The sequence below is a fragment of the Shinella sp. OV683 genome, from assembly GCF_057787725.1.
In genome coordinates this window covers 5034757-5057500 of record NZ_CM173543.1, presented here as the reverse complement: position 1 = coordinate 5057500, position 22744 = coordinate 5034757, and the positions used below count along the sequence as shown (strand labels likewise).

Genomic DNA, 22744 nt, shown 5'->3' with positions numbered 1-22744 from the left:
CTATAACGGTCCTAAGGTAGCGAAATTCCTTGTCGGGTAAGTTCCGACCTGCACGAATGGCGTAACGACTTCCCCGCTGTCTCCAACATAGACTCAGTGAAATTGAATTCCCCGTGAAGATGCGGGGTTCCTGCGGTCAGACGGAAAGACCCCGTGCACCTTTACTATAGCTTTACACTGGCATTCGCCAAGGCATGTGTAGGATAGGTGGTAGGCTTTGAAGCTTGGACGCCAGTTTGAGTGGAGCCATCCTTGAAATACCACCCTTATCTTCGTGGATGTCTAACCGCGGTCCGTCATCCGGGTCCGGGACAGTGTATGGTGGGTAGTTTGACTGGGGCGGTCGCCTCCGAAAGAGTAACGGAGGCGCGCGATGGTGGGCTCAGAACGGTCGGAAATCGTTCGTCGAGTGCAATGGCATAAGCCCGCCTGACTGCGAGACTGACAAGTCGAGCAGAGACGAAAGTCGGTCATAGTGATCCGGTGGTCCCGCGTGGAAGGGCCATCGCTCAACGGATAAAAGGTACGCCGGGGATAACAGGCTGATGACCCCCAAGAGTCCATATCGACGGGGTTGTTTGGCACCTCGATGTCGACTCATCGCATCCTGGGGCTGGAGCAGGTCCCAAGGGTATGGCTGTTCGCCATTTAAAGCGGTACGTGAGTTGGGTTCAGAACGTCGTGAGACAGTTCGGTCCCTATCTGCCGTGGGTGTAGGAATATTGACAGGATCTGTCCCTAGTACGAGAGGACCGGGATGGACGTATCTCTGGTGGATCTGTTGTCCTGCCAAGGGCATAGCAGAGTAGCTACATACGGAATGGATAACCGCTGAAGGCATCTAAGCGGGAAACCAACCTGAAAACGAGTGTTCCCTGAGAGCCGTGGAAGACGACCACGTTGATAGGACGGGTGTGGAAGCGCAGCAATGTGTGAAGCTTACCGTTACTAATAGCTCGATAGGCTTTATCGTTCTCATTGTTCATGCTCATCAAAGCGCGATAGCGCTTTGATCAATCTTTGTCCTGACGCGCTGAAAGCGCTCCGGACGGGCCGCCAAACTGTTGGCGACGGCCTCTGGCCTTGCGAAGCTTCGCTTCGGAAGACGGTGGTGAGATGATCAAAAACAAAACACTGCACATTCTAATAAAACCAAAATCCAGCTTCTCGACAGACGATTAAATCCGTCTGCATAAAATGATTTGCGCTTTGCCGACCTGGTGGTTCTGGCGGGGTGGCTGCACCCGTTCCCATTCCGAACACGGCCGTGAAACGCCCCAGCGCCGATGGTACTTTGTCTTAAGGCACGGGAGAGTAGGTCGCTGCCAGGTCTGCAAAACGCAAATCATTCTTCTCAAAACACGATCAACAATACCGCATAATATCGCGGTGACAGACGGGCCGCCCTCAAAGCGGCCTATTCCTGTTGTAGACAAATCAAACGGGCCGAGCAGCCCAACGAGCCCTAAAGCCAAAACAAGGCAACAAGGATCAGAAAAGACCGGGGAAAACACCCCGTCAGCTCAAAGTTCCGACATTCTGCGGCGCAGAATGCGGAGATTGGCGCGGGGTGGAGCAGCCCGGTAGCTCGTCAGGCTCATAACCTGAAGGCCGCAGGTTCAAATCCTGCCCCCGCAACCAAACAAACAAATACAATCAAAAAGCCCTCGCAAATATGCCGAGGGCTTTTTGGTGTGCCGCCACGCGGGTAGGCTGGCCGAAACTGTAATTTCCCACGACGCAGTACTGCGATGAAAGCAGACAGCTCTCTTTGAGAGACGTAAAAGTGTCGGCAATCTGCCCTTCCTGAATCTCCAACTCTTGATTCGTCCGTCCATGATCGGACTGACTCTGCTCCAGTCTCGAGGAAATTACGCGTGGCGGGTCACTGAAATTCGCAGGTAGACCCAAGCAGGCAATTTATTGCGTGTCCACGGCCCATAGCCTCCTAAAATGACAGCGAACGAGCAACATCCTCCCGATCGGCGAAGGGCCAAATAGCTTGGCCCTCTCACCGCCTTAAAATTAAAATAGTCTTTCCATTCTGAGAGGCCGTAATACCAGCCTGCGTGCGCGACAACTCAAGGCATCGCTCAGCCAGCACGTCTGGCTTTATGCATATCCCATTCGGAACTGCCTTCCATGTCGGGTACATGTTCACGCCAACCGTCGAGCCGGGGTGATAGCGCGGAAGTCCCTTCGGAGGTCGAGCCACACGCGGAGTGCGGTACTCGCCGAACTGCCCGTCACGGGGACGAAATCGCCTGTGATGCGGCTGTCCGGACACGCATCGCTCAAAGTCAGACCTCAAGCCGTTGCCTGATCGAACCTTACGGCTGCGATGTGCGGTCTCCCGCATGTACATACTCAAGCAGTGCCAGCAACCCCTTCAGTATATCTGTCGGTGATGGCGGACAGCCTGGGATATGAAGATCGACCGGAATGGCCGCCGAAACACCCCCCAAAACGGCGTAGCTGCTAGCAAAACAGCCGCCATCGCGCGCGCAGCCGCCCAGGGCGACGACCCATTTTGGGTTGGGCGTGGCGTTATATGCCCGCTCCAAAGCCTCTCGCATATTCCTGGTTACCGGCCCTGTGACCAGCAGGATATCGGCGTGCCGTGGCGATGCGACGAAGCGGATGCCGAAACGTTCGATATCGTAAAACGCGTTGTTCAGGGCGTGGATTTCCAGCTCACAGCCATTGCAGGAGCCGGCATCAACAGCGCGGATCGACAGGCTGCGGCCGAGACGCCGGCGGGCGGTTTTGTCGATGGCGGACGCAAGCTCGTCCAGCGCAGCATCCGAACGAGCCGGAACCCGCTCTGTCAGCGGGGCTCGGAACAGGCTTTCGAAGAGGAGCTTGCGCATGATGGCTTGCCTTCAGAGATCCTGGCCGGAATAGGAGCAGTTGAATGACTTGTTGCAGAGCGGAAAGTCGGCAACGATATTGCCCTCGATCGCGGCTTCCAGTAGCGGCCACTGGAACCAGGACGGATCACGCAGATGGCAACGGTCGATGTTGCCGTTTTCGGCAAGGCGAAGCCAAACAAACACGTCGCCGCGGAACCCCTCGACGAGTGCCAGGCCTTCGCGTGACTCGCGAATCTCGGGAATCTCGTTGTGCACCCGCCCCTCGGGCAATTGATCGAGTATCTGTTCGATCAATGACAGGCTTTGTTCTACCTCGCGAATGCGAATCCAGACGCGAGCATTAACGTCACCCTCGCTTAAGATCGGGACCTCGAAATTGAGGCGGTCGTAGGGTGGATAACAAAGTGTACGCCGGGCATCGAAACCGCGCCCCGACGCACGCCCGATAAAACCGCCGGCGCCATACTGGCGAGCTAGTTCCGGCCTGAGTATCCCCGTACCGACGGTTCGATCCTGCAGTGAGGCGGTGTTGTCATAAAGCTCGACCAATGTTGGGAACTTCCGGCGGATCTCGCCGACCAAGGCCCGCAGTGCTACAGTTGCCTCAAGGTTTATATCAATCGCAACACCGCCCGGCACGATGCAATCACGCATCAGCCGATGGCCGAAAGCGGCATCGGCTGCACGCAGCACGCGCTCGCGCAATACGCCACAATGCGCATGCATAAGTGAAAAAGCAGCATCGTTGCAGATAGCGCCGATGTCGCCGAGGTGGTTGGCGAGTCGTTCGAGTTCGGCCATAAGGGCGCGCAAGCAGACGGCACGCAACGGGACTTTGAGTTGCAGCGCGGCTTCGACCGCCCGCGAAAAGGCATACGCATAGGCAACCATGCTGTCGCCGGATGTTCGCCCGGCAAGTTGCACCGCTCGGTCGATGCTTGCTCCGCCCATCAGCGCCTCGATGCCCTTATGGACATATCCGAGACGTTCTTCGAGACGCACCACTGTCTCCCCATTGGCGGTGAACCGGAAATGCCCTGGCTCGATGATGCCGGCATGAACCGGGCCAACAGGAATCTGGTGCAGGCTTTCGCCCTCCGCGCTAAGGAACTCATAAGGCGTGGCATCGACCGAGCGCGCCGGGCGATCTCCCAGCGGAAACCGCATCTCCCAGCACCCATGGTCGAGCCATGGACGCGTGTCGGGCAAGCCCTGTGCCTCCAGCCCGACCAAATCATGAATCGCACGCTCCAGGCGAAGTGCTGGCGCATGCTGCTGGGCAACCGAGGGGTAGCCGCTCTCCAGTCCCTCCAGACTGATAACGTTGATCGTGCCCGCAAGTTCGTCGAACAGCGCCATGTGAACGGCATTCGTTTCGCCCCAAAGACCGAGCAAGGTCCAGCGTCCTTCCGCAATCGCACCGGCTGCGGATATCCAGCCGTCCTGGTCGACGATCACACGCCGCCAGGGATGATGGTGCTCTATCAAGTGGCCTTGGGAGAAGAAATCGGTGGGCGCTGGCACGATAATGGCTCCTCCCGATCACTGCAAAAGGTTGGCTATATGCTGGAACCAGGCGACCAGCGGCGGCGGCAGATAGATGCCGGCGATGAGCACTAGCGCGAGATGGGCATACATCGGCACGTAAGATGCCTCGGCCGGCGCCGTGCTGCCGCGCGGCTGGCCGAAGGCGGCTCCCGTCAGCCTCAGCAGTAGCGCGCCGAAGGCGACCAGCAATCCGAAAACCAGCAAAACGGCGAGCATCGGCTGCTTCGAGAAGGCGGAGCTGACGATCAGGAACTCGCTCATGAACATTCCCGCCGGCGGCAAGCCCGCTATGGCGACGACGCCCGCCAGCAGGCCCCAGCCGAGCCCGGGATGCGTTTCGGTCAGGCCGCGAATGGCCGAGAGCCTTTGCGTCCCTTTGATCTGGGCGATATGGCCAACGGCGAAGAAGATCGCCGATTTGGTCAGCGAATGCATGACCATGTGCAGAAGGCCCGCAAAATTGGCAAGCGGACCACCCAGCCCGAAAGCAAAAACGATGATGCCCATATGCTCGATCGAGGAGTAGGCGAACATGCGCTTGATGTCGCGGCGGCGATAGAGCATGAAGGCGGCGAATATCAGCGATGTAAGCCCCATCGTCATCATCAATGGCCCGGGGGCGATCGCCTCGGGATTGGCGGCAAGCAGGATCTTGAAACGCAAAACAGCGTAAAGCGCGACATTCAGGAGCAGGCCCGAGAGCACTGCCGAGATCGGCGTCGGCCCTTCGGCATGCGCGTCGGGCAGCCAGGCATGCAACGGTGCAAGACCGACCTTGGTGCCATAACCGAGCAGCAGAAACACGAAAGCGACATTGAGGAGCGCCGGGTCGAAGGCGACGGCGTGCTTGATCAGCAGTGTCCAGACCATCGCATCATAACCTTCACCGACGACTGGCTGTGCTGCCATATAGACGAGGATGGTGCCGAAGAGTGCAAACGCGATGCCGACGCTTCCCAGGATGAAGTACTTCCATGCGGCTTCGAGCGCTTCGTGCGTCCGATAGATACCGACCATCAACACGGTCGTCAGCGTCGCAAGCTCGACCGCAACCCACATCAGCCCGATATTGTTAGACACAAACGCGAGATTCATGCCGAACATCATGACCTGATACATGGCGTGATAGAAACGAAGGTTCGCAGGTGTCAGCCGGCCCGTCTCCAGTTCATGCGCGATGTAGCTGGCGCTGAAGACGCTGGTCGTGAAGCCGACGAAGGTATTGAGAATTATGAAGACAATGTTGAGATCATCGACCAGCAGATATTGTCCCGGTTCCCGCCGCTCGGTTGCAAGCAGGAGGAGCGCGGCAATCAGGGTCAACAGGCTTGCGCTCACGTTCAGCCGCGCCGTCATTCGATAGCCCGGCAAGAGAGCGAGGAGAACGGCGGCAACGATCGGTATCATTAGAACGGCAAATACCGGATCGAAAGGCAGGGCGGAAGAAAAGGCACTCATCTCCGCCTCCTTCCCTTAAAATCATCGAGCGCACGGACATCCACCGTGTCGAAGCGCTCGCGGATGCGAAACAGGAAAACGCCGATGACGATGAAAGCGATCAGGATCGAGAAGGCGACGCTGATCTCGACAACCAGCGGCATGCCCTTGGCACCGGTGGCTGCGAGCACCAGTCCGTTCTCGAGCGACATGAACCCGACGACCTGACTGACGGCATTGCGACGGGTAACCATTATCAGAAGCCCAAGCAGCAAAACCGACAGTGCGAATGCTAGATCCTCACGCGCCAGTGGGTCTGCTTCGGGTGTCACCCGCAGCATGACGACCATCGCCAGAGCGACAAGGCCGATGCCGGCCAACATCGTCGGGCCAATGCCGACGACGGTCTCGATCTCACGGTGGATTCCGAGTTGCCGGATCATGCGGTGTAGCACGACGGGAATGATGATGGCCTTGAAAACGAGAGCGATCGCAGCCGTGACATAGAGGTGTGGGGCGTCCTGGACAAAGGCTTGCCAGGCGACCGACAGCGTCAGCACCAACGAGTGCAGTGCGAAGACGTTCAGCAGCGCATAAAGGCGGTCCTGGTAGAGCATCATCATACTGATCAGGACCAGACCACCGGCGAGCAGATGAGCAACATCGAAGACAAGACTGTTCATCATAAGCTCCTGGAGACGAACAGCAGGAGGGTGGCGAGCAGGCCGAGCATAAGCGCCGCCCCCAGGAATTCCGGTACGCGAAACACCCTCATCTTGGCGGTTGCGGTCTCGAAAAAGGCAAGGAAACTGCCGCCGATCGCAAGCTTGGCAAGATAGGCAAGCAGGCCGACCAGGTAGGCGCTGGCACCGGCCTCCGGTGTCGCCAGCTTCCACGGCACGAACATGCAGGCGATCAGCGAGATGTAGAGCAACAGCTTGAGAGATGCGGCCAATTCTATCATGGCGAGATGGCGACCGGAATATTCGAGCACCATGGCCTCATGCACCATGGTGAGTTCGAGATGGGTCGCCGGGTTGTCAACGGGAATGCGAGCATTTTCGGCGATCGCCACCATGGTAAGAGCGATGACAGCAATGCCGAGCGAAACGCGCAATCCCACCTGCGGGGAGGTCATGAAGGTGGCGATGGTGGAAAGCTGGGTCGATCCAGCCACCAGGGCGAGGGTAAAGATGATGAGCAGCATTGCCGGCTCGGCGAGCGTCGCGATCAGCATCTCGCGGCTCGATCCGATGCCGCCGAAGCTGGTGCCGACATCCATGCCGGCGAGCCCCAGAAAAAAGCGTGCGCTGCCAAGCAGGGCAATGATGGCAATCAGGTCCGCGGTCCAGCTGAACATGAGGCCAATGGCAAAGGTGGGGACGAGCGCTGCCGAAACCCAGGTCACGGCGAAAATCACGTAGGGGCCCACCCGGAACAGCCAGGATGCATTTTCCGCGAGCACCACTTCCTTGCGCAGCAGCCGCAGGAGATCTCGGTACGGCTGGAATATCGACGGCCCCCGCCGACGCAGCAGTCGCGCTTTGACCTTTCGTATGAAGCCGGTCAGCAGCGGCGCCAGCAACACGACCACAGTCATCTGGATAGCCTGGACGAACAGAGCGGAGATCACGGCCATAGCGCCAGCACCAGAAGCAGGATAACCAAGGTTAGGAAAACCAGACCCAGATAGCGCCGGATGGTAAGAAATTGCAGGTGGTTGAGTTTTTCGGCTGTAAACCCGACGGCCCCTGCGATCGGCGCATAAAGTCCGCTCCAGATCAGATCACGCGATACAACTGTAAAGCGTGCGGGACGGAGATCTCCCGGTGCTGGCATCTCGACCCGCTCGCGTGCCTGGAAGACCAGGGTCCCGAACACCCGCCTGATGGGCTGCGCAAAACTGCCGGCGGTGTATTGGGTCGCGGAACTGGTATCCGGGAAGCCGCAGTCCCAGGCCGGTGCTCGACGCAACTGCCGTGAGGCAAAGCGATGGACGATGTAGGCCGTAAGCGCGGCCGAGGACACCGTGAACAGCAACACCAGTAACCCGTTGTAGGAACTCCGGCTTTCGGCGATCGGCACGATCGACAGCCACGGTACGCTCATCTGCACCGGCATCCGGTCGCCGACCAGGGAAAGTGTCACCGGTGCAAGAGCGTCGACGACGATTCCGGGAACAATGCCCGCGAGAAGGCAGAGTGTCGCCAATGTAAACATCGCTGCAAGCGAGAAGCGGTCGACCTCTCGCGCATGCTCTGCAACAACGCTTCGTGGGCGCCCCAGAAAGATCACGCCGAAAGCCTTGACGAAACAGGCAGCAGTAAGCGCTGCCGACAATGCCAGCAAACCACCCACGGCCGGCACTATGATCTTGAGCCCCCATTGCGGCAGGTTGGGGCTCTGCAGAATAGCCTGGAAGGCCAGCCATTCAGAAACAAAGCCGTTGAACGGTGGCAGCGCGGAGATTGCCACACTGCCGACCAGAAAGGCGCAACTGGTGAACGGCATGCGATGGATGAGTCCACCCAATTTCTCCATGTTTCGCTCGCCAGTTGCCGTCAGCACGGCACCGGCGCCGAAGAACAGCAAGCTCTTGAAGAACGAGTGGTTGAGAACATGGAAGAGTGCGGCGCTGAGCGCCAATGCAGCAGCCAGGCCCATACCATTCGCCGCAAATGCGAGTGCTAACCCGAGGCTGACGAATATGACGCCAATATTCTCGATCGTGCTATAGGCTAGCAGGCGCTTGATATCCCTCTCCATAACCGCGTGCAGGATCCCCAGCACCGCTGTCCCTCCGCCGAACAGCAGCACAACGATACTTGACCAGGCTGTGGGCGTGCCGAGCAGGTCGAAGACAACGCGGATGAAGCCGTAGACAGCAACCTTGGTCATGACGCCGCTCATGAGCGCCGAGACGTGGCTCGGCGCGGCGGGATGAGCCAGCGGCAGCCAGACATGCAGCGGCACCAGCCCGGCCTTGGAGCCAGCGCCGATCAACAGGAGAACGAGCACGATGCCAGAGGTAAACGGCGCGTGCTGAGTAACCCGCATCGTGGCGAAACCGTAATTACCGTCAGGCCCAGCAAGCAGGCCGAAGGCAAGCAGCAATGCCAGTGTGCCGAAGCTCGCCATGACGACGTATAGATAGCCGGCCTTCCGGTTGTCGGCGTCATGATGATGTGCCATCACCATCGCCCAAGAGGCCAGCGACATGAATTCCCAGCAGAGCAGGAAGGTAAAGGCATCGTCCGCCAGAACCACCAGATTCATGCCGGCAAGAAAGGCCGGAAAGAACGGCAGTACCCGATGCGGCGCATGTTCATGACGGCCGTAGCCAATGGCATAGAGGCTGGCCAGAACGCCACCAAGATCGACAACCACAAGGAAGAAGGCGGCGAGCGCATCGAGCCGGAAGTGCGCTCCCAGCCATGGCAAGCCTATCGGTAAGGTGAGAGTTGGTTCCTGGATCGTGGAAACAGCTGCTGCAAACTGCATGAATGCTATCGCAAACGCGACGCTTGAGGCGACGAAGCTAGCGCTGTAAATGACCCCGGTCGCCCACTTCGAGCGCGCCATAAGAACTGCCAGGACTGCCGTTCCCAAGAGTGTCATCGCACACAGCAGCATCGCCAGAACCGACGTCATGGGTGCACCTTCGCTCCGGGAACGGGTCGGGACAATTCGGAGGTTTTGGGCAGCACTGGCTTGACGCCGGGGTTTGCCTTCAGCCGAACCCCCCGTCCACCGCTTTGGCTGACGGCTTCCTCGTTGATCACCTCAATGCCAGCGGCATCCAGGGCAGAGAGCACACGCATCAGAGAGTCGACATTGCCGCGCACCACACCAGCACTCGCCTCCATGCGCTGTATGGTGGGAACCGAAACTCCCGCGAGTTCGGCCAGCTGGCGCTGGTCAATTCCGAGAAGGGCCCTGGCGGCCCGCAGCTGACTGGCAGTGATCACGATTCAACCATCGCTTATCTTGCTCAAGCCCTGACATTTAAAGGTTATCACCAACTTGTTGATGTTTCAAATCGATATTCTCATGGCGATGCGCGTCGACACTGACTTGCTCGGCTTTCTTGGAAAGCTGTGATGCCGGAAGGCCTGTGGCATCGACTTCAGCAAGAACACGCGCGGCCGGATGGGTCATCATCGCGGTCCTCAATTCCAAAGGCATGACAGCGGTGCTGCGAAGAGGCCCTCGCCGAAGGGGAGAACCGTGTCACCGTCATAAAGCACAAGACCCAGACGGAAATCTGTACCTGCAGCCTGCGCTACTTTTCGCAACCCCTTGAAATCAGAGGCTGAGACTGTTGCGGATGCTTTGACTTCCACTGCCACCAGTGAACCCACTTCATTTTCCATGATGAGGTCGACCTCGTCCTGATCCTTATCGCGATAATGCGAAAGCCGAACCTCTACACTGGACCAACTGGCGATCTTGAGTACTTCGGAGATGACGAAACTCTCCAGAATCGCTCCGAACCGCGAGCGGTCAGCCGTAATCCGTTCGGAGTTGGCGCCGAGCAGAACGGATAGCAGCCCAGTATCTAGGAAGTGCAACTTCGGTGTCTTGACGATTCTCTTGAGGTCGTTGCGAAACCAAGGCTCGATACGCCTTACGAGAAAGACGTGTTCGAGTATGCCGATGTAACGCCGTACCGTCTTGTCATCGAGGTGGAGTTGGCCGCCAAGCTGTGAGAAGTTCGTGAGTTGGCTCGCATGGCTGGCGAGTGCCCGTAACAATTGTGGCATCCGCTCAAGCTTGTCTACCTCGATGATGTCGCGAACATCTCGTTCAATGATTGCTCGAATGTATTCTCTCGCCCATGCCGCTCGACGGCGACTGTTGTGGCGGGCAAGAACCTCTGGATAGCCCCCGGTTACAACAACATCGACCAGTTCTTTGCCGAGAGCTAAATTTGTTGGCTGGTCAATCTTGCCAGTGAAGGCGTCCTCGATGAAATCGGTTTTACGTCCTCCGATTTCCGCTTGAGACAGCGGAAGCAAGGTAACTACCTCCATGCGCCCGGCCAAGCTTTCCGCAATCGTCGGCATAGCAAGGATATTGGCCGAGCCCGTTAGCAGAAAGCGACCGGGCCGGCGGTCATCATCCACCGATCGTTTGATGGCGCGCAGCAGGTCGGGTGCGCGTTGAACTTCGTCAATGGTCGCAACGTCAAGCTCTCGAATGAAACCCGCTGGGTCAGCACGCGCGGATGCCAGAACCGTCTCATCGTCAAGCGTAAAATAGCGACGGCTGCCATTTTCGAGCCCTCTTACAAGCGTCGTCTTGCCACATTGGCGAGGCCCGTTCACCATCACAACAGGCGTATCCGCCAGTGCAATGGTGATACGGTCATTTGCATATCGTGGATAGAGAAGTGCCTGCGTGGTCATGATCGTCCAATTGGGAATCTACCTACGTCCAGCTCGGAATTTACATACGTCCATTCCGGATTTCAAGAGCGTCCAATTCGGATAAGAGACTTAGCACCCGCGTACTCTTTTGATAGCTTTGTAGAGGGAGCTCTTTACACCTCACGATCTGGGTGCCTGTTGCAGGGTTGGCAACAAGCGCTCTGCTGATATCCGTTGATCTGTTAGGGTAGCGTCTCCGCAGCGTTTCTCTCACATGGCGCCTCTCGCAAATTCTGCGGACGTTTTGTCCTGGATCAATCCATGTGCAACAGGCGATGCGATAATCGCGATACCTTTGCAGCAATCAGATGCTTGATCGTCAAGCGATCGAAGTCTGAGGAAATTCTAGTCAAGGGAGGAACCAGCCATGATGATTCGTGAGATGTTGCATGCGGATTGCGTTGCGCTGCTGGCGAAAAGCCGGATCGGGCGCCTGGCATGCTGCAAGGAGAATGTGCCTTATGTGGTGCCCATTCAGTTCGCCTATGTCGACAACCGCATAGTCAGTTTTTCACTTCCCGGTCAGAAGATCGAATGGATGAGGTTGAATCCGCGTGTTTGTCTTCAGATCGACGACATCACCGACAAACACCGCTGGCAGTGCCTGCTCGTCAACGGCGTATTTAAAGAACAGGCCCGGGATGAACAACGCGATCGCGCCTGGCTCGCTCTCAAGGCCGACAACGACTGGTGGGAACCGGGCTCTTTCAAACCGGGCCCGCAGGCCATAGCCAGCGAACGCAACCACGTCTTCTATGCCATCGATATCGATGAATTGACGGGCCGCGAAGCATTTTGATGAGCACGCTTAGTGGCTCGAAGATACGCGAGTGGCGCGAGATTTCTTGCTTCAGGAGGGCATGATGAAACTGCGTGAATCATGGGCCTTGGCCATACGCGCATCCTTTCCATTGCTTGTCGTTTTGCTGTGCACGGGTGCGGTCCTGTATGCTGCCTCCGAGCCAGCAGTCGCGGCTCTGGCGTGGCAGGCAGGAACAGCGATCGCGCTCGCAGTGCTGGCAATAGAGATTTTGAGAAATGCCTTGCGCGGCCAGTTTGCGCTCGACGTGGTGGCAGCGGTTGCCATGGCCACAGCCCTGGCGCTGAACGAGCCGCTGACCGGCATGATTATCGCGGTCATGTATGCTGGCGGGCAGGCGCTTGAGGACTTCGCGCAGGGGCGCGTCGCTCGCGAGATGAACGCATTGTTGGCAGGTGCCCCTCGCAGCGCCTCGCGATATCGCGACGGTCGGCTGGAAGAAGTCCCGGTTTCCGCAATCGTCCGTGGAGATCGGATGCTGATCAAGCGCGGCGAGGTCGTACCTGTTGACGGTCGGATCTGTTCGGCCAGCGCGATCCTGGATCAATCGACTCTTACCGGTGAAGCTCTCCCGGTTCGCCTCCAGGCCGATGATCCGGTCCTGAGTGGTACGACGAATTCCGGCGAAGCCTTTGAGATGGAGGCCAGCAATTCCAGCGCAGACAGCACCTACGCCGGTATTGTCCGTCTGGTCGAAGCCGCCCAGAAGTCCAAGGCACCGATCATGCGGATCGCCGACCGATATGCCTTGCTTTTCCTGCTCCTGACGATTGCGACGAGTGTCGCGGCGTGGTTGCTGTCAGGCGATCCGCACAGAGCATTGGCGGTCCTTGTCGTCGCCACACCGTGCCCTCTTATCCTCGCAGTGCCGGTGGCCATTCTCTCAGGCGTATCGCATTGCGCCAGACGCGGCGTTCTGGTCAAGGGTGGAGAAGCTTTGGAACGCTTGGCCGCCATCAACATCGTTCTGCTGGACAAGACAGGAACCATCACCGATGGGCGGGCGCGACTGATCGAAACGAAAACCTTCGACGGTCTGGAACCGCAATTTTTGCTTGGCCTCGCGGCATCCCTGGACCAAGGTTCACCGCATGTCTTCGCCCAAGCTCTTGTCGTAGCCGCCCGGACTCGAGGGCTTACACTCGAGAGCCCGGAGGAGATTGAGGAGCAACCGGGAAGTGGACTCCAGGGGCGCGTGGGCACCCACCAAGTTGCACTGGGCGGCTCCGGCTTCATCCTGTCGAAAGGCGGGGATCCGCAACGGGTCGCCGAGATCGACCTCTGGGCAACGAGCAAGCGCGCGAGCTCGGTCATCGTGGTGATTGACGGTCGTGTCGCAGGTGCGCTGCTGCTTGCCGACCATATGCGACCCGAAGCGCCAACGGTCCTCAGGCAATTGAGGGCGTCGGGCGTTGACCGTATCGTCCTGTTGACGGGCGATCATGCCGAACTGGCGGCAGCGGTTGCGACGTCTCTCGGTCTTGACGGCTTCAAGAGCGACATGAAACCCTCCGACAAGTCTACGGCGGTCCAGGCCGAAAAGGCAAACGGTCGGGTGCTGATGGTTGGCGATGGCGTGAACGATGCTCCTGCTCTCGCTGCGGCCGATGTTGGCGTTGCGATGGGCGCACGCGGGGCGGCGGCCTCAAGTGAAGCTGCTGATGTTGTCATCCTCCTCGATCGCCTGGACCGGCTGGTCACGGCTCTTCGAATTGCACGCCGCTCGCGCGCAATCGCACTGCAGAGCGCATTTGCGGGAATTGCTCTGTCATTGGTCGCGATGGTGGCGGCCATGCTCGGATATCTGCCGGCGATCAAGGGCGCTGTCTTGCAGGAAGTTATCGATGTCGCCGTGATACTCAACGCGTTGCGGGCGTTGGGTGGGCCCAACTGGCTACAGAGCAGCAGCGTCAGCGCCAAAGAGCTTGTGACCCTCGAAGACGAACACCGACATCTCTCTGGAATCGTCGATGAAATTCGCAGCGCGGCCGACGCAGTTCCCTATCTGTCGTATATCGAACTGCGTCAGCGCCTGGGTCAACTTGAGGCACTGCTAAACGAACATCTGTTGCCGCACGAAAGGCGTGATGAAAGCGAACTCTACCCTCGACTCAACGGCAAGTCCGGCAACGTTCATGCAATGACAGGTATGAGCCGAACACATATGGAGATCCGGCGTCGCTGCAACTCCTTCGGCGCCCTTGTCCGCTCCCTGTCCAGCACGCCAAGCGACGCGGAACGGCGAGAAATCCAGCGTCTTCTCGATGGCCTCGACGCCATCACCAGGCTACATTTCGACCAGGAGGAAGAGATCTATCGGATGCTGGAAGCCAACTGATGCGCCGCCTCCCGGCAGCATAGATCGGATGGCTATCGACCCTTGCGTGTAGCTTTCATCCCTTGATCGTACTTGCCGGATCGGAGTACGCCCTGGTGGATAGGCTCCCAACGCCCGAGGTCTACCGGCGGTGTTTTTCAGGGGCGGCCGCATCTCTAACGTCGTCTTCCAACACCCTCCAGGACGCACCTTCCAGATCATCGTATTGACCCGCCCTGAGCGACCAGAGGAAGGCGACAAGGCCCAGCCCACCTAGGCCAAGCGCGATCGGAATCAGGAAAATCAGTGCGTTCATGCTGCAACCTCATTCGTCGTGCGAGGTTCACGCTCGCGTTCCGTCGGCGTCGGTTTTCCGCCAAGCTCATTGAGCCTCAGCGAATTGGCAACGACGATGAGTGACGACGTCGACATGGCGATTGCCGCAACCAGTGGCGATGCCTGACCCAGGATGGCTATGGGCACCGCGATGACATTGTAGCCGATTGCGAGGGCGAAATTTTCCCTGATAAGCCGCCCCGCGCGTCGCGCCACGTCGATCGCATGGGTCACGGCAGCAAGTTCGCTGCGCAGGAAAACGAAGTCGGCGGCCTGCCTGCCGATATCGGCGGCGGTCGAGGGCGCCATCGAGACATAAGCGGTCCGAAGCGCTGGGGCGTCATTGATGCCGTCTCCCACCATCAAGACCTTCGCACAAGCCGCCTGTGCCGCGGCGATCGCGTCGACCTTGCCCTGCGGCGCCAGCCCACCGGCCCATTGTTCAATACCGAGCTTGCGCGCCACGCCCTCGACGATACGCGTCCGGTCGCCGGACAACACTGATGTCTTGACACCGTGCCGATGTAAACTGCGGATCGTCGCCGCAGCATCCGGCCGGACGAGATCCTCGAACCGGAACGTGGCGATCTCGCTGCCATCGAAAGAAAGAATGGCCTCGGAGAAATCGTTGGACGCGTCTCCTCCGGTTGGGTTCTGAAGTGCGAAGGCGCGCTGGCCGAGCCGCCATGTGCCTCTCCCATCGCGCGCTTCCAATCCTGCTCCGGCGATTTCGGTGACGCTGCCAAAGCGTTGCGGCACAACCAGGCATGCCACGCTGATTGCCTGCGCGATAGGATGTCGGGAATGCCCGGCGAGGCCTGCGGCGACGGCAAATGCGTCTGCGCGGATCTCCCTGGAATTGCGCAAAATCGGCTTGCCGAGTGTCAATGTTCCCGTCTTGTCGAAATAGGCGGTGTCGATCTCGGCCAGCCGCTCCATTGCAGAGCCGTCCTTCACCATGATGCCGTTTCGAAAAAGCCGGCCGGCCGCGACAACCTGCACGACCGGCACCGCAAGCCCGAGCGCGCATGGGCAAGTAATGATCAGCACGGCGACGGCCACGAGCATCGCATGCTTCCAGTCGCCATCGTAGAATCCCCAGCCGAGGAAGGACAGCAGCGCAAGAAGATGGACCGCAGGCGAATAAAGTTGTGCGGCCCGGTCCGCAATCCGACGGTAGCGCGCCTTGCCGCCCTCGGCAGCCTCCATCAACGACATGATCTCCGCCAGGAAGGAATTCCTTGCCTCGGCTACGGCTTCGACAACCAGCGATCCCGTCAGGTTGAGCGTTCCCGCAAGCAAGCGCGTGCCAGACCGTGCCGCCGCAGGTGTGCTTTCGCCGTTTACGATTGACCAGTCGATATCGCTTTCACCGGCCCGGACCACGGCGTCGACAGGAATGCGCTCGCCAACGGCAACCAACAGCCTGTTGCCGGGGCGAATATCCTCGATAGGTCGGTATTCCCTGCCCCCGCTCTCCAGCTCAAGCATCGCACCGCGGGGAGACAGACGTGCAAGTCCTGATATCGCCGACCGCGCCTTGTCCCGCATGAAGTGATCCAGGGTGCGGCCGATCAGCAGGAAAAACAACAGCGATGCTGTGGCATCGAACCATGCATGCTCACCATGGTGGATCGTCTCCCAGAGCGAAACACCGTAGCTCAAAAGGACTGCGAGCGAGATCGGCACATCCATGTTGGTATGGCCGTGCTTCAGCGCTTTCCAGGCCGACACGAAGAAGAAGCGCCCGGAATAAATCAGCGCCGGTGCGGCGATCATTGCCGAGATCCAGTGGAAGAGATCACGGGTCGTTGCATCCGCACCCGACCAGATCGACACGGAAAGCAGCATGATGTTGGTGGCGGCGAAACCTGCGACTGCAACCGCACGCAGGAGCTTGTTTCGCAGTTCGTCACTCAGTTCGCCCGCATCCTGGAAAAGATGAACCTCGTAGCCAGTCCCGTTCACTGCCATGACGAGGTCGACAGGATCCGTCGGGCGGCCATTGAAACTGTCGCGCCAGATCACCGCTATTCTCTTCGCCGAGAGATTGACGCGGGCGCGTTCGACGAAAGGGAGCTTGGCGAGCGCTCCTTCGATGGTCGTGATGCACGCGCCGCAATGGATTTCAGGGGCACTCAGGTCGAGCTGGTGCCGGCCATCGCCAAGATCTCGCGATGCGAATTTGAGTTCATCGGTGCTCGGCAAGCTGAGTGCCAGAATCCCTCGGCTATCGACGCTGCAGCAGGTCATGGCGTGTCACCCGCTATGTGAAGTCGCATTGCCTCGTGAAAGATCGTCCGGCCATCCTCGATGGCGGCGATATCGGCGATCCATTGTCCAGGCGCGAGCCCGTGGCGGGCGACAAAGATCCCATCGGCGCTTCGCGGCAAGGTGAGGACGAAATCCTGCTGTTCGCCCACCGGGCGATGGAAAATGGCGGACACGGCGTGTAGCGCCTCGACGGACTTGGCAGGTCCCTCAAGTCTGTATTTCAACAGATCGCCTTCGACAGTCAGTTTGCCCTTGAAACCCTCCCTGGCCCACTCTCGCGCCTCGGCGGCCTTCAAGTTGAAATCCTGGCTCGCCACGTAGGTGTTCTTGGCGAGGATGCCGCTCCAGCTCGCACTGGCGTAATAGGCCATCAGTACATTGACGCCGATGACCGTGCCGAAGAAGGCGCACATGATGGCCAGCATGTGCCAGCCGGTGAAGTTCGCAGATTTTACTGTCACTGAAGGGATCGTCATGGACGTTTCTCCGGCGCGATGAAGGTTGATTTGTAGTCATAGCTTTCGCCCGTGGGCGGGTGCTCGATGTGGAAAGTGAAATCACGCATCGCAGCCGGGAGCTGGTCCTTGGGCACCGTGACGTAGAGTTTCAGCTTGCGCACGGAATCGGCGTCTGCCTGGATCTCGAAGGAGCGCCCCTTCCGTTGGGGTTCTCCGGCAATTGTCATATCGGCGCCGGGCAGGTCACTGATGGAAAGAACCAGAGAGCGGGGCTCCGGCTGCATGTTAAGCACCTTGATCGTATAGCCGTTGCGTATGGACCCGTCCGATTCCAGCACAAACTGCGGATTGCGGTCATGCAGCACGTCGAGTTGCAGGCGGTCGCGCATCGCAAGGCCGACCAGAAGGCCGATGCCGACCAATGTCCAAAGGGCTGAATAGAGGATGATCCTCGGGCGGAAGATGATCCGCCAGTTGAAATGCCTGACTTTGTTGTTGAACCCGCCGTTGGAATCACGAACGAGCGAGGGGTTGATCGGGACAGAATTGCCGGCAGTGGCGAGGGCCATGTTGAAAGTGTAATCGTGCAGGGTCGAGTAGCCGATGAGCCCCTTGTCCCGGCCGAGCTTGTCCATGACGCCATCACAGGCATCGATGCACAGCGCGCAGGTGATGCATTCCATTTGCAGCCCGTCGCGAATGTCGATCCCCATGGGACAGACTGCCACGCAGGCATTGCAGTCTACGCAATCGCCCGCCGCAAACCCTTCTGACACGGCCTTCTTGGTGTGACGGGTGCGAGGTTCGCCGCGCCAGTCGTTGTAGGTGACGACCAGCGAATTCTCATCCAGCATCGCTCCCTGAATGCGTGGCCAAGGACACATGTAGGTGCACACCTGTTCACGCATGAGGCCGCCGAACACGTAGGTCGTGGCGGTCAGGATCGCGACAGTGAAATAGGCGACGGGTTGTGCCTGCAAAGTGACGAGATCAACCAGCAACGTCGGGGCATCCGCGAAGTAGAATATCCATGCCCCGCCGGTGAGAATGCCGATCAGCAGCCAAATGCCGTGCTTGGCTGTTCGCTTGGCCATCTTGTCGAGCGACCAAGGCGCTGCGTCCAGCTTGATGCGCGCATTGCGGTCGCCTTCCACGGCTCGCTCGACGACAAGGAAGAGGTCGACCCATACGGTTTGGGGGCAGGTATAGCCGCACCAGGCCCGCCCCACTGCCGATGTGACGAGGAAAAGGCCCAGACCTGCCATGATCAGCAGACCGGCGACGAAGTAGAATTCCTGCGGCCAGATCTCAACGAAGAAGAAATAGAAGCGCCGATCGGCGAGGTCGAGCAGGATGGCTTGGTCCGGCGCATGCGGCCCGCGATCCCAACGGATCCACGGCGCGAGATAATAAATGCCGAGCGTGACCGCCATGATGCGCCACTTGAAGCGCCGGAACTGTCCCTCGGCTCGCTTCGGGTGGATTTTTTTGCGCTTCTCATAAAGCGGCTGCCGGATTTTTGCCGAGTTGACAGGCTCGGCCTCCAGCTGTTCGACCGCAACGCCGGCATTCGTTGTCGTGGGAGAGGAATCGAGGGTCATGGCACATCCATCATTCGCCATTGACCTATCCCGACAGTCCATGGGCTGCTTTGATTTAGGTCAACTGTCGTCACTCGCTGCTGCCGCCCCGAAAAAACCCCATGCTCAGGAGAGGCATGGGGTTCACGGCGGCAGAGGATTGGGGCTACTCCCCGCCGCCAAGGGAGTGAATGTAAACCGCCAGCTGCTTGATCGTCGTGTCGGGCAACCGACCGGCCCATGCCGGCATCACACCATGTCGGGGCGCCGAGACCTGACGTGCGATCGCATCCTCGCCCTCTCCTTTCAGCCAGATGGCATCGGCGAGATTGGGCGCACCCAAGTCACGCTTGCCCTCTGCACTATCGCCGTGGCAGGCGACACAGTTTTCCTTGAAGACCTTCATGCCGGGCTCGATCATGGCCGCATCTGCCGGCGTTCCGGTCAAACTGACCACATAGGCGGCGACATCACGGATCTGGGTGCTGTCCAGCATATCCACAAAAGGAGACATTTCGGAAAAGCGCGTCTCGGAATCGTCGCTACGAATGCCGTGCGAGATCGTCTGGTAGATTTCGTCGATCGTGCCGCCCCAAAGCCAGTCGTCGTCGTTGAGATTGGGATAGCCCGGCCGACCACTGGCACCGGTTCCATGACAAGTGGTGCAATTGATCTTGAATGCAGCCTCCCCGCCATTCATCGCAAACTGGGAAAGCTCGGGATCGCCGGCGATCTCCTTGACAGGAAGAGCAGCGATCTTGTCGAGATAGATTTTCTGAGCGGCGACAGCGGTCTTCATTTCGTGCTGGAGATCCTGCCGGCTGGCATAGCCCAGCATGCCCCGGGTCGCATCGCTGACAAGCGGCCAGGCCGGGAACGCGATCGTATAGGCGATCGACCAGACGATCGTTGCGTAGAAAGTCCATAGCCACCAGCGCGGCAGCGGATTGTTGAGTTCCTCGATGCCGTCCCATTCATGGCCGGTCGTCTCAACGCCTGAGAGTTTATCAATCTGCTTTTCTGACATTTCAATCCTCCTTCAGGGGGATTTGCGCAGCCTCGTCGGCGCGCCTTTTCGAGCCGGGGAGGAACAGGATAGCGATGCTGCTCGCAAAGAAGACGAGCATCGCCAGCATTGCCCAACTGTCGGCGAAATGGCGCATGGTTTCGTAAGTGCTCATGGTCGCCCCTTCACCGGTAACCGGACGCGTCGTTGTAGGTCGAGAAGTCGACCAGTGTGCCGAGCATCTGGAGATAGGCGACGAGCGCGTCCATCTCCGTAAGCTTTTGCGGGTCACCGTCGAAATCACCGATCTTGGCCTTGGGATACCGCTTGAGCAGCGCTGTCGTATCCGCATCGGGATCGGCCTGCGCCTTCATGTCGATATCGGCATTGGTGAGCATGTCGGGCGAATATGGAACCCCGACCATCTGATTGGCCTTGAGAGTGCCCTTGACGTCGAACGCACCCAGATCGATTTCCGTCGACTTGAGAAACGCATAGCTCGGCATGACCGATTCCGGCACGACGTCGCGCGGCTCAGTGAGATGCTGCACGTGCCATTCATTGGAATAACGGCCGCCGACCCGAGCGAGATCCGGACCTGTGCGCTTCGAACCCCATTGGAACGGGTGATCGAACATCGATTCCGCGGCCAGTGAATAATGGCCATAGCGCTCGACTTCGTCGCGGAACGGTCGGATCATCTGGCTGTGGCAGACATAACAGCCTTCGCGGATATAGATGTTGCGACCGGCGAGCTCCAGCGGCGTATAGGGCCGCATGCCTTCGACCTTCTCGATCGTATTCTGAAGATAGAAGAGTGGTGCGATTTCCACGATACCGCCAATCGTCACCACCAGGAGTGACCCGACGAGAAGCAACGTGACGTTACGCTCCAGGACTGCGTGTTTTTCGAGAATGGACATTGCCTGTCACCTCCTTATTCAGCTGGTACGGCGGCAGGAATGCCCGCAAGCGGAGCCTCCTGACGCTCATGGCCGTAGATGGTCATCAGGACGTTGAAGCCCATGATCACGCCGCCTGCGAGATAGAGGACGCCTGCGAAGACGCGCACTAGGTAGTACGGGAACATGGCGGCGACGGATTCGGCGAACGAATAGACCAGGAAGCCCTGCTCGTTATATTCGCGCCACATGAGGCCCTGCTGGATGCCCGCGACCCAGAATGCGGCGGCGTAGATCACGATGCCGATTGTCGCGAGCCAGAAGTGCCAGTTGACCAGGCGCAAGCTATAGAGCCGCTCCCTGTTCCACAGCTTGGGGACCAGGAAGTAGACCGCTCCGAAGGTGATCATGCCAACCCAGCCGAGTGCACCCGAATGCACGTGACCGATGGTCCATTCCGTATAGTGGCTGAGCGAATTGACCGTCTTGATCGACATCATCGGACCTTCGAAGGTCGACATGCCGTAGAAAGCGATGGCCATGACCATCATGCGGATGATCGGATCTGTGCGCACCTTGTCCCAGGCACCCGAAAGCGTCATCAGGCCGTTGATCATGCCTCCCCAGGAGGGCATCCACAGCATCACCGAGAAAACCATGCCGAGTGTCTGTGCCCAGTCGGGCAGCGCGGTGTAATGCAGATGATGCGGACCGGCCCAGATATACATGAAGATCAGGGCCCAGAAGTGGATGATCGACAGACGATAGGAGTAGACCGGGCGGTTGGCCTGCTTGGGCACGAAATAATACATCATGCCGAGGAAGCCGGCAGTGAGGAAGAATCCCACCGCGTTGTGTCCGTACCACCACTGGGTCAGGGCATCCTGTACGCCGGAGAAAAGCGAGTAGCTTTTCGTCCCGAGGAAAGAGACCGGTACCGCCAGATTGTTGACAAGATGCAACATCGCGATGGTCACGATGAAGGACAGGTAGAACCAGTTAGCAACATAGATATGCGGCTCCTCGCGCTTCACCAGCGTGCCCAGGAAGACCACGAGATATGCGACCCAGACGACTGTCAGCCAGATGTCCACGTACCATTCCGGCTCCGCATACTCGCGGCCCTGGGTGATGCCCAGGAGATAACCGGTCGCGGCCATGATGATGAAGAACTGGTAACCCCAGAAGACGAACCAGGCGAGATCGCCACCGAACAGGCGGGTGCGGCAGGTGCGCTGGACGACGTAAAAGGATGTGGCGATCAGCGCATTGCCACCGAAGGCAAATATGACTGCCGATGTATGCAGCGGCCGAAGCCTGCCGAAATTGAGATACGGCTCAATGTCGAGATCGGGAAACGCCAACTGCAGGGCTACAACGACTCCGACGAGGAAGCCGACCACGCCCCAGAATACGGTGGCAATCACGCCGTACCGAATGACTTCGTCGAAATAGCCTGACTTGTCGATTTTCCTGGACGCCGCGTCATGGGAGAAATCGATCTGCCGCATCATCAGAAAAGCCCCGATGAGCAATACCAGGCCTGCGATCGTCATGTGGGCCCGAAACAGTCCATCATGCGTGAAGCCTGCCGCGAGCAGCGTGATAAACGCCCCGGTGACAAGCGAGCCTATCTTTAGTGTAGTGTCCATATTGGTGTCCCCAACGAACCGAATGCCGTTCGGAAAACTTCCGCCAAGAGTCGGCAGCGTCCCTGCACCTGCCATCCCATGTTTTCGCTCGGATCGGCCTTGATCTAGATCA

Annotated in this window: 19 protein-coding genes, 1 tRNA gene and 2 rRNA genes (1 of these 22 cut by a window edge); 5 read left to right on the top strand and 17 right to left on the bottom strand. The window is 58.8% G+C overall.

Features of this window, described 5'->3' with window-relative positions; translation table 11 throughout:
- The 3 genes from ACXHRN_RS24470 to ACXHRN_RS24460 all read left to right on the top strand — a co-directional run.
- Positions 1-973 (top strand): 23S ribosomal RNA (locus ACXHRN_RS24470) (it extends 1822 nt beyond the left edge of the window).
- A gap of 243 nt (positions 974-1216) precedes the next feature.
- A 5S ribosomal RNA gene (rrf, locus tag ACXHRN_RS24465) occupies positions 1217-1331 on the top strand.
- A gap of 233 nt (positions 1332-1564) precedes the next feature.
- Positions 1565-1641 (top strand) — tRNA-Met (locus tag ACXHRN_RS24460).
- A 689-nt stretch (positions 1642-2330) separates the two neighbouring features.
- Here the strand turns inward: ACXHRN_RS24460 and ACXHRN_RS24455 are convergent.
- Genes ACXHRN_RS24455 through ACXHRN_RS24415 form a run of 9 tightly spaced genes read right to left on the bottom strand, consistent with a single transcriptional unit; the run spans position 2331 to position 11266 of the window.
- Positions 2331-2870, bottom strand: a complete 540-nt coding sequence (locus tag ACXHRN_RS24455) for an NADH-quinone oxidoreductase subunit B family protein (protein WP_488638873.1) — start codon at positions 2868-2870, stop codon at positions 2331-2333.
- 12 nt (positions 2871-2882) lie between these two features.
- Positions 2883-4397: a hydrogenase large subunit gene (locus ACXHRN_RS24450; RefSeq protein ID WP_488638872.1), complete on the bottom strand. Its 1515-nt coding sequence runs from the start codon at positions 4395-4397 to the stop codon at positions 2883-2885.
- 18 nt (positions 4398-4415) lie between these two features.
- Complete coding sequence (locus tag ACXHRN_RS24445) at positions 4416-5879, bottom strand: hydrogenase 4 subunit F (protein WP_488638871.1); 1464 nt, start codon at positions 5877-5879, stop codon at positions 4416-4418.
- Positions 5876-6541, bottom strand: coding sequence for a hydrogenase-4 component E (locus ACXHRN_RS24440; RefSeq protein ID WP_488642010.1), 666 nt, complete (start codon positions 6539-6541; stop codon positions 5876-5878). The genes ACXHRN_RS24445 and ACXHRN_RS24440 overlap by 4 nt, the downstream gene beginning before the upstream one ends.
- On the bottom strand, positions 6541-7497 hold the full coding sequence (locus tag ACXHRN_RS24435; protein ID WP_488638870.1) for a respiratory chain complex I subunit 1 family protein: 957 nt from the start codon (positions 7495-7497) through the stop codon (positions 6541-6543). Before ACXHRN_RS24435 ends, ACXHRN_RS24440 begins: the two co-directional genes overlap by 1 nt.
- A complete protein-coding gene (gene hyfB / locus ACXHRN_RS24430) occupies positions 7488-9509 on the bottom strand; it encodes a hydrogenase 4 subunit B (protein WP_488638869.1) in 2022 nt (673 codons plus the stop codon). The genes ACXHRN_RS24435 and hyfB overlap by 10 nt, the downstream gene beginning before the upstream one ends.
- Positions 9506-9826 (bottom strand): helix-turn-helix domain-containing protein, encoded by a 321-nt coding sequence (locus ACXHRN_RS24425; protein ID WP_488638868.1) that lies wholly within the window; start codon positions 9824-9826, stop codon positions 9506-9508. Before ACXHRN_RS24425 ends, hyfB begins: the two co-directional genes overlap by 4 nt.
- 37 nt (positions 9827-9863) lie before the next feature.
- Entirely contained in the window at positions 9864-10019 is a 156-nt protein-coding gene (locus ACXHRN_RS24420) for a hypothetical protein (RefSeq protein ID WP_488638867.1), read from the bottom strand.
- Positions 10020-10027: 8 nt separating this feature from the next.
- Positions 10028-11266: an ATP-binding protein gene (locus tag ACXHRN_RS24415; RefSeq protein ID WP_488638866.1), complete on the bottom strand. Its 1239-nt coding sequence runs from the start codon at positions 11264-11266 to the stop codon at positions 10028-10030.
- 388 nt (positions 11267-11654) lie between these two features.
- On the opposite strand from ACXHRN_RS24415, the gene ACXHRN_RS24410 reads away from it, so the two are divergent.
- Complete coding sequence (locus ACXHRN_RS24410) at positions 11655-12086, top strand: pyridoxamine 5'-phosphate oxidase family protein (protein ID WP_488638865.1); 432 nt, start codon at positions 11655-11657, stop codon at positions 12084-12086.
- Between the two features lie 64 nt (positions 12087-12150).
- Positions 12151-14445 (top strand): heavy metal translocating P-type ATPase, encoded by a 2295-nt coding sequence (locus tag ACXHRN_RS24405; protein ID WP_488642009.1) that lies wholly within the window; start codon positions 12151-12153, stop codon positions 14443-14445.
- Positions 14446-14566: 121 nt separating this feature from the next.
- Here the strand turns inward: ACXHRN_RS24405 and ccoS are convergent, their stop codons facing one another.
- From ccoS to ccoN, 8 genes are all read right to left on the bottom strand, one after another.
- Positions 14567-14740 (bottom strand): cbb3-type cytochrome oxidase assembly protein CcoS, encoded by a 174-nt coding sequence (ccoS, locus tag ACXHRN_RS24400; RefSeq protein ID WP_488638864.1) that lies wholly within the window; start codon positions 14738-14740, stop codon positions 14567-14569.
- Positions 14737-17013, bottom strand: a complete 2277-nt coding sequence (locus ACXHRN_RS24395; protein WP_488638863.1) for a cation-translocating P-type ATPase — start codon at positions 17011-17013, stop codon at positions 14737-14739. Before ACXHRN_RS24395 ends, ccoS begins: the two co-directional genes overlap by 4 nt.
- Complete coding sequence (locus ACXHRN_RS24390; protein WP_488638862.1) at positions 17010-17510, bottom strand: FixH family protein; 501 nt, start codon at positions 17508-17510, stop codon at positions 17010-17012. The genes ACXHRN_RS24395 and ACXHRN_RS24390 overlap by 4 nt, the downstream gene beginning before the upstream one ends.
- Positions 17507-19093, bottom strand: coding sequence for a cytochrome c oxidase accessory protein CcoG (ccoG, locus tag ACXHRN_RS24385; protein ID WP_488638861.1), 1587 nt, complete (start codon positions 19091-19093; stop codon positions 17507-17509). Before ccoG ends, ACXHRN_RS24390 begins: the two co-directional genes overlap by 4 nt.
- Before the next feature lie 145 nt (positions 19094-19238).
- Positions 19239-20099, bottom strand: coding sequence for a cytochrome-c oxidase, cbb3-type subunit III (gene ccoP, locus ACXHRN_RS24380; RefSeq protein ID WP_488638860.1), 861 nt, complete (start codon positions 20097-20099; stop codon positions 19239-19241).
- 1 nt (position 20100) lies between these two features.
- Entirely contained in the window at positions 20101-20253 is a 153-nt protein-coding gene (locus tag ACXHRN_RS24375; protein WP_488638859.1) for a cbb3-type cytochrome c oxidase subunit 3, read from the bottom strand.
- 10 nt (positions 20254-20263) lie between these two features.
- Positions 20264-21001, bottom strand: coding sequence for a cytochrome-c oxidase, cbb3-type subunit II (ccoO, locus tag ACXHRN_RS24370; RefSeq protein WP_488638858.1), 738 nt, complete (start codon positions 20999-21001; stop codon positions 20264-20266).
- A gap of 14 nt (positions 21002-21015) precedes the next feature.
- Complete coding sequence (gene ccoN / locus ACXHRN_RS24365) at positions 21016-22632, bottom strand: cytochrome-c oxidase, cbb3-type subunit I (protein WP_488638857.1); 1617 nt, start codon at positions 22630-22632, stop codon at positions 21016-21018.
- Between the last annotated feature and the right edge of the window lie 112 nt (positions 22633-22744).

Excerpts from the sequence above, each read along its gene's own strand:
- ACXHRN_RS24415 (WP_488638866.1), bottom strand. The coding sequence starts at position 11,266 with ATGACCACGCAGGCACTTCTCTATCCACGATATGCAAATGACCGTATC.
- ACXHRN_RS24410 (WP_488638865.1), top strand. The coding sequence starts at position 11,655 with ATGATGATTCGTGAGATGTTGCATGCGGATTGCGTTGCGCTGCTGGCG.
- ACXHRN_RS24375 (WP_488638859.1), bottom strand. The coding sequence starts at position 20,253 with ATGAGCACTTACGAAACCATGCGCCATTTCGCCGACAGTTGGGCAATG.
- ACXHRN_RS24405 (WP_488642009.1), top strand. The coding sequence starts at position 12,151 with ATGAAACTGCGTGAATCATGGGCCTTGGCCATACGCGCATCCTTTCCA.
- ACXHRN_RS24445 (WP_488638871.1), bottom strand. The coding sequence starts at position 5,879 with ATGAGTGCCTTTTCTTCCGCCCTGCCTTTCGATCCGGTATTTGCCGTT.
- ACXHRN_RS24435 (WP_488638870.1), bottom strand. The coding sequence starts at position 7,497 with ATGGCCGTGATCTCCGCTCTGTTCGTCCAGGCTATCCAGATGACTGTG.
- ACXHRN_RS24455 (WP_488638873.1), bottom strand. The coding sequence starts at position 2,870 with ATGCGCAAGCTCCTCTTCGAAAGCCTGTTCCGAGCCCCGCTGACAGAG.
- ACXHRN_RS24395 (WP_488638863.1), bottom strand. The coding sequence starts at position 17,013 with ATGACCTGCTGCAGCGTCGATAGCCGAGGGATTCTGGCACTCAGCTTG.
- ccoP (WP_488638860.1), bottom strand. The coding sequence starts at position 20,099 with ATGTCAGAAAAGCAGATTGATAAACTCTCAGGCGTTGAGACGACCGGC.
- ACXHRN_RS24420 (WP_488638867.1), bottom strand. The coding sequence starts at position 10,019 with ATGATGACCCATCCGGCCGCGCGTGTTCTTGCTGAAGTCGATGCCACA.
- ccoS (WP_488638864.1), bottom strand. The coding sequence starts at position 14,740 with ATGAACGCACTGATTTTCCTGATTCCGATCGCGCTTGGCCTAGGTGGG.
- ccoG (WP_488638861.1), bottom strand. The coding sequence starts at position 19,093 with ATGACCCTCGATTCCTCTCCCACGACAACGAATGCCGGCGTTGCGGTC.
- hyfB (WP_488638869.1), bottom strand. The coding sequence starts at position 9,509 with ATGACGTCGGTTCTGGCGATGCTGCTGTGTGCGATGACACTCTTGGGA.
- ccoO (WP_488638858.1), bottom strand. The coding sequence starts at position 21,001 with ATGTCCATTCTCGAAAAACACGCAGTCCTGGAGCGTAACGTCACGTTG.
- ccoN (WP_488638857.1), bottom strand. The coding sequence starts at position 22,632 with ATGGACACTACACTAAAGATAGGCTCGCTTGTCACCGGGGCGTTTATC.
- ACXHRN_RS24440 (WP_488642010.1), bottom strand. The coding sequence starts at position 6,541 with ATGAACAGTCTTGTCTTCGATGTTGCTCATCTGCTCGCCGGTGGTCTG.
- ACXHRN_RS24390 (WP_488638862.1), bottom strand. The coding sequence starts at position 17,510 with ATGACGATCCCTTCAGTGACAGTAAAATCTGCGAACTTCACCGGCTGG.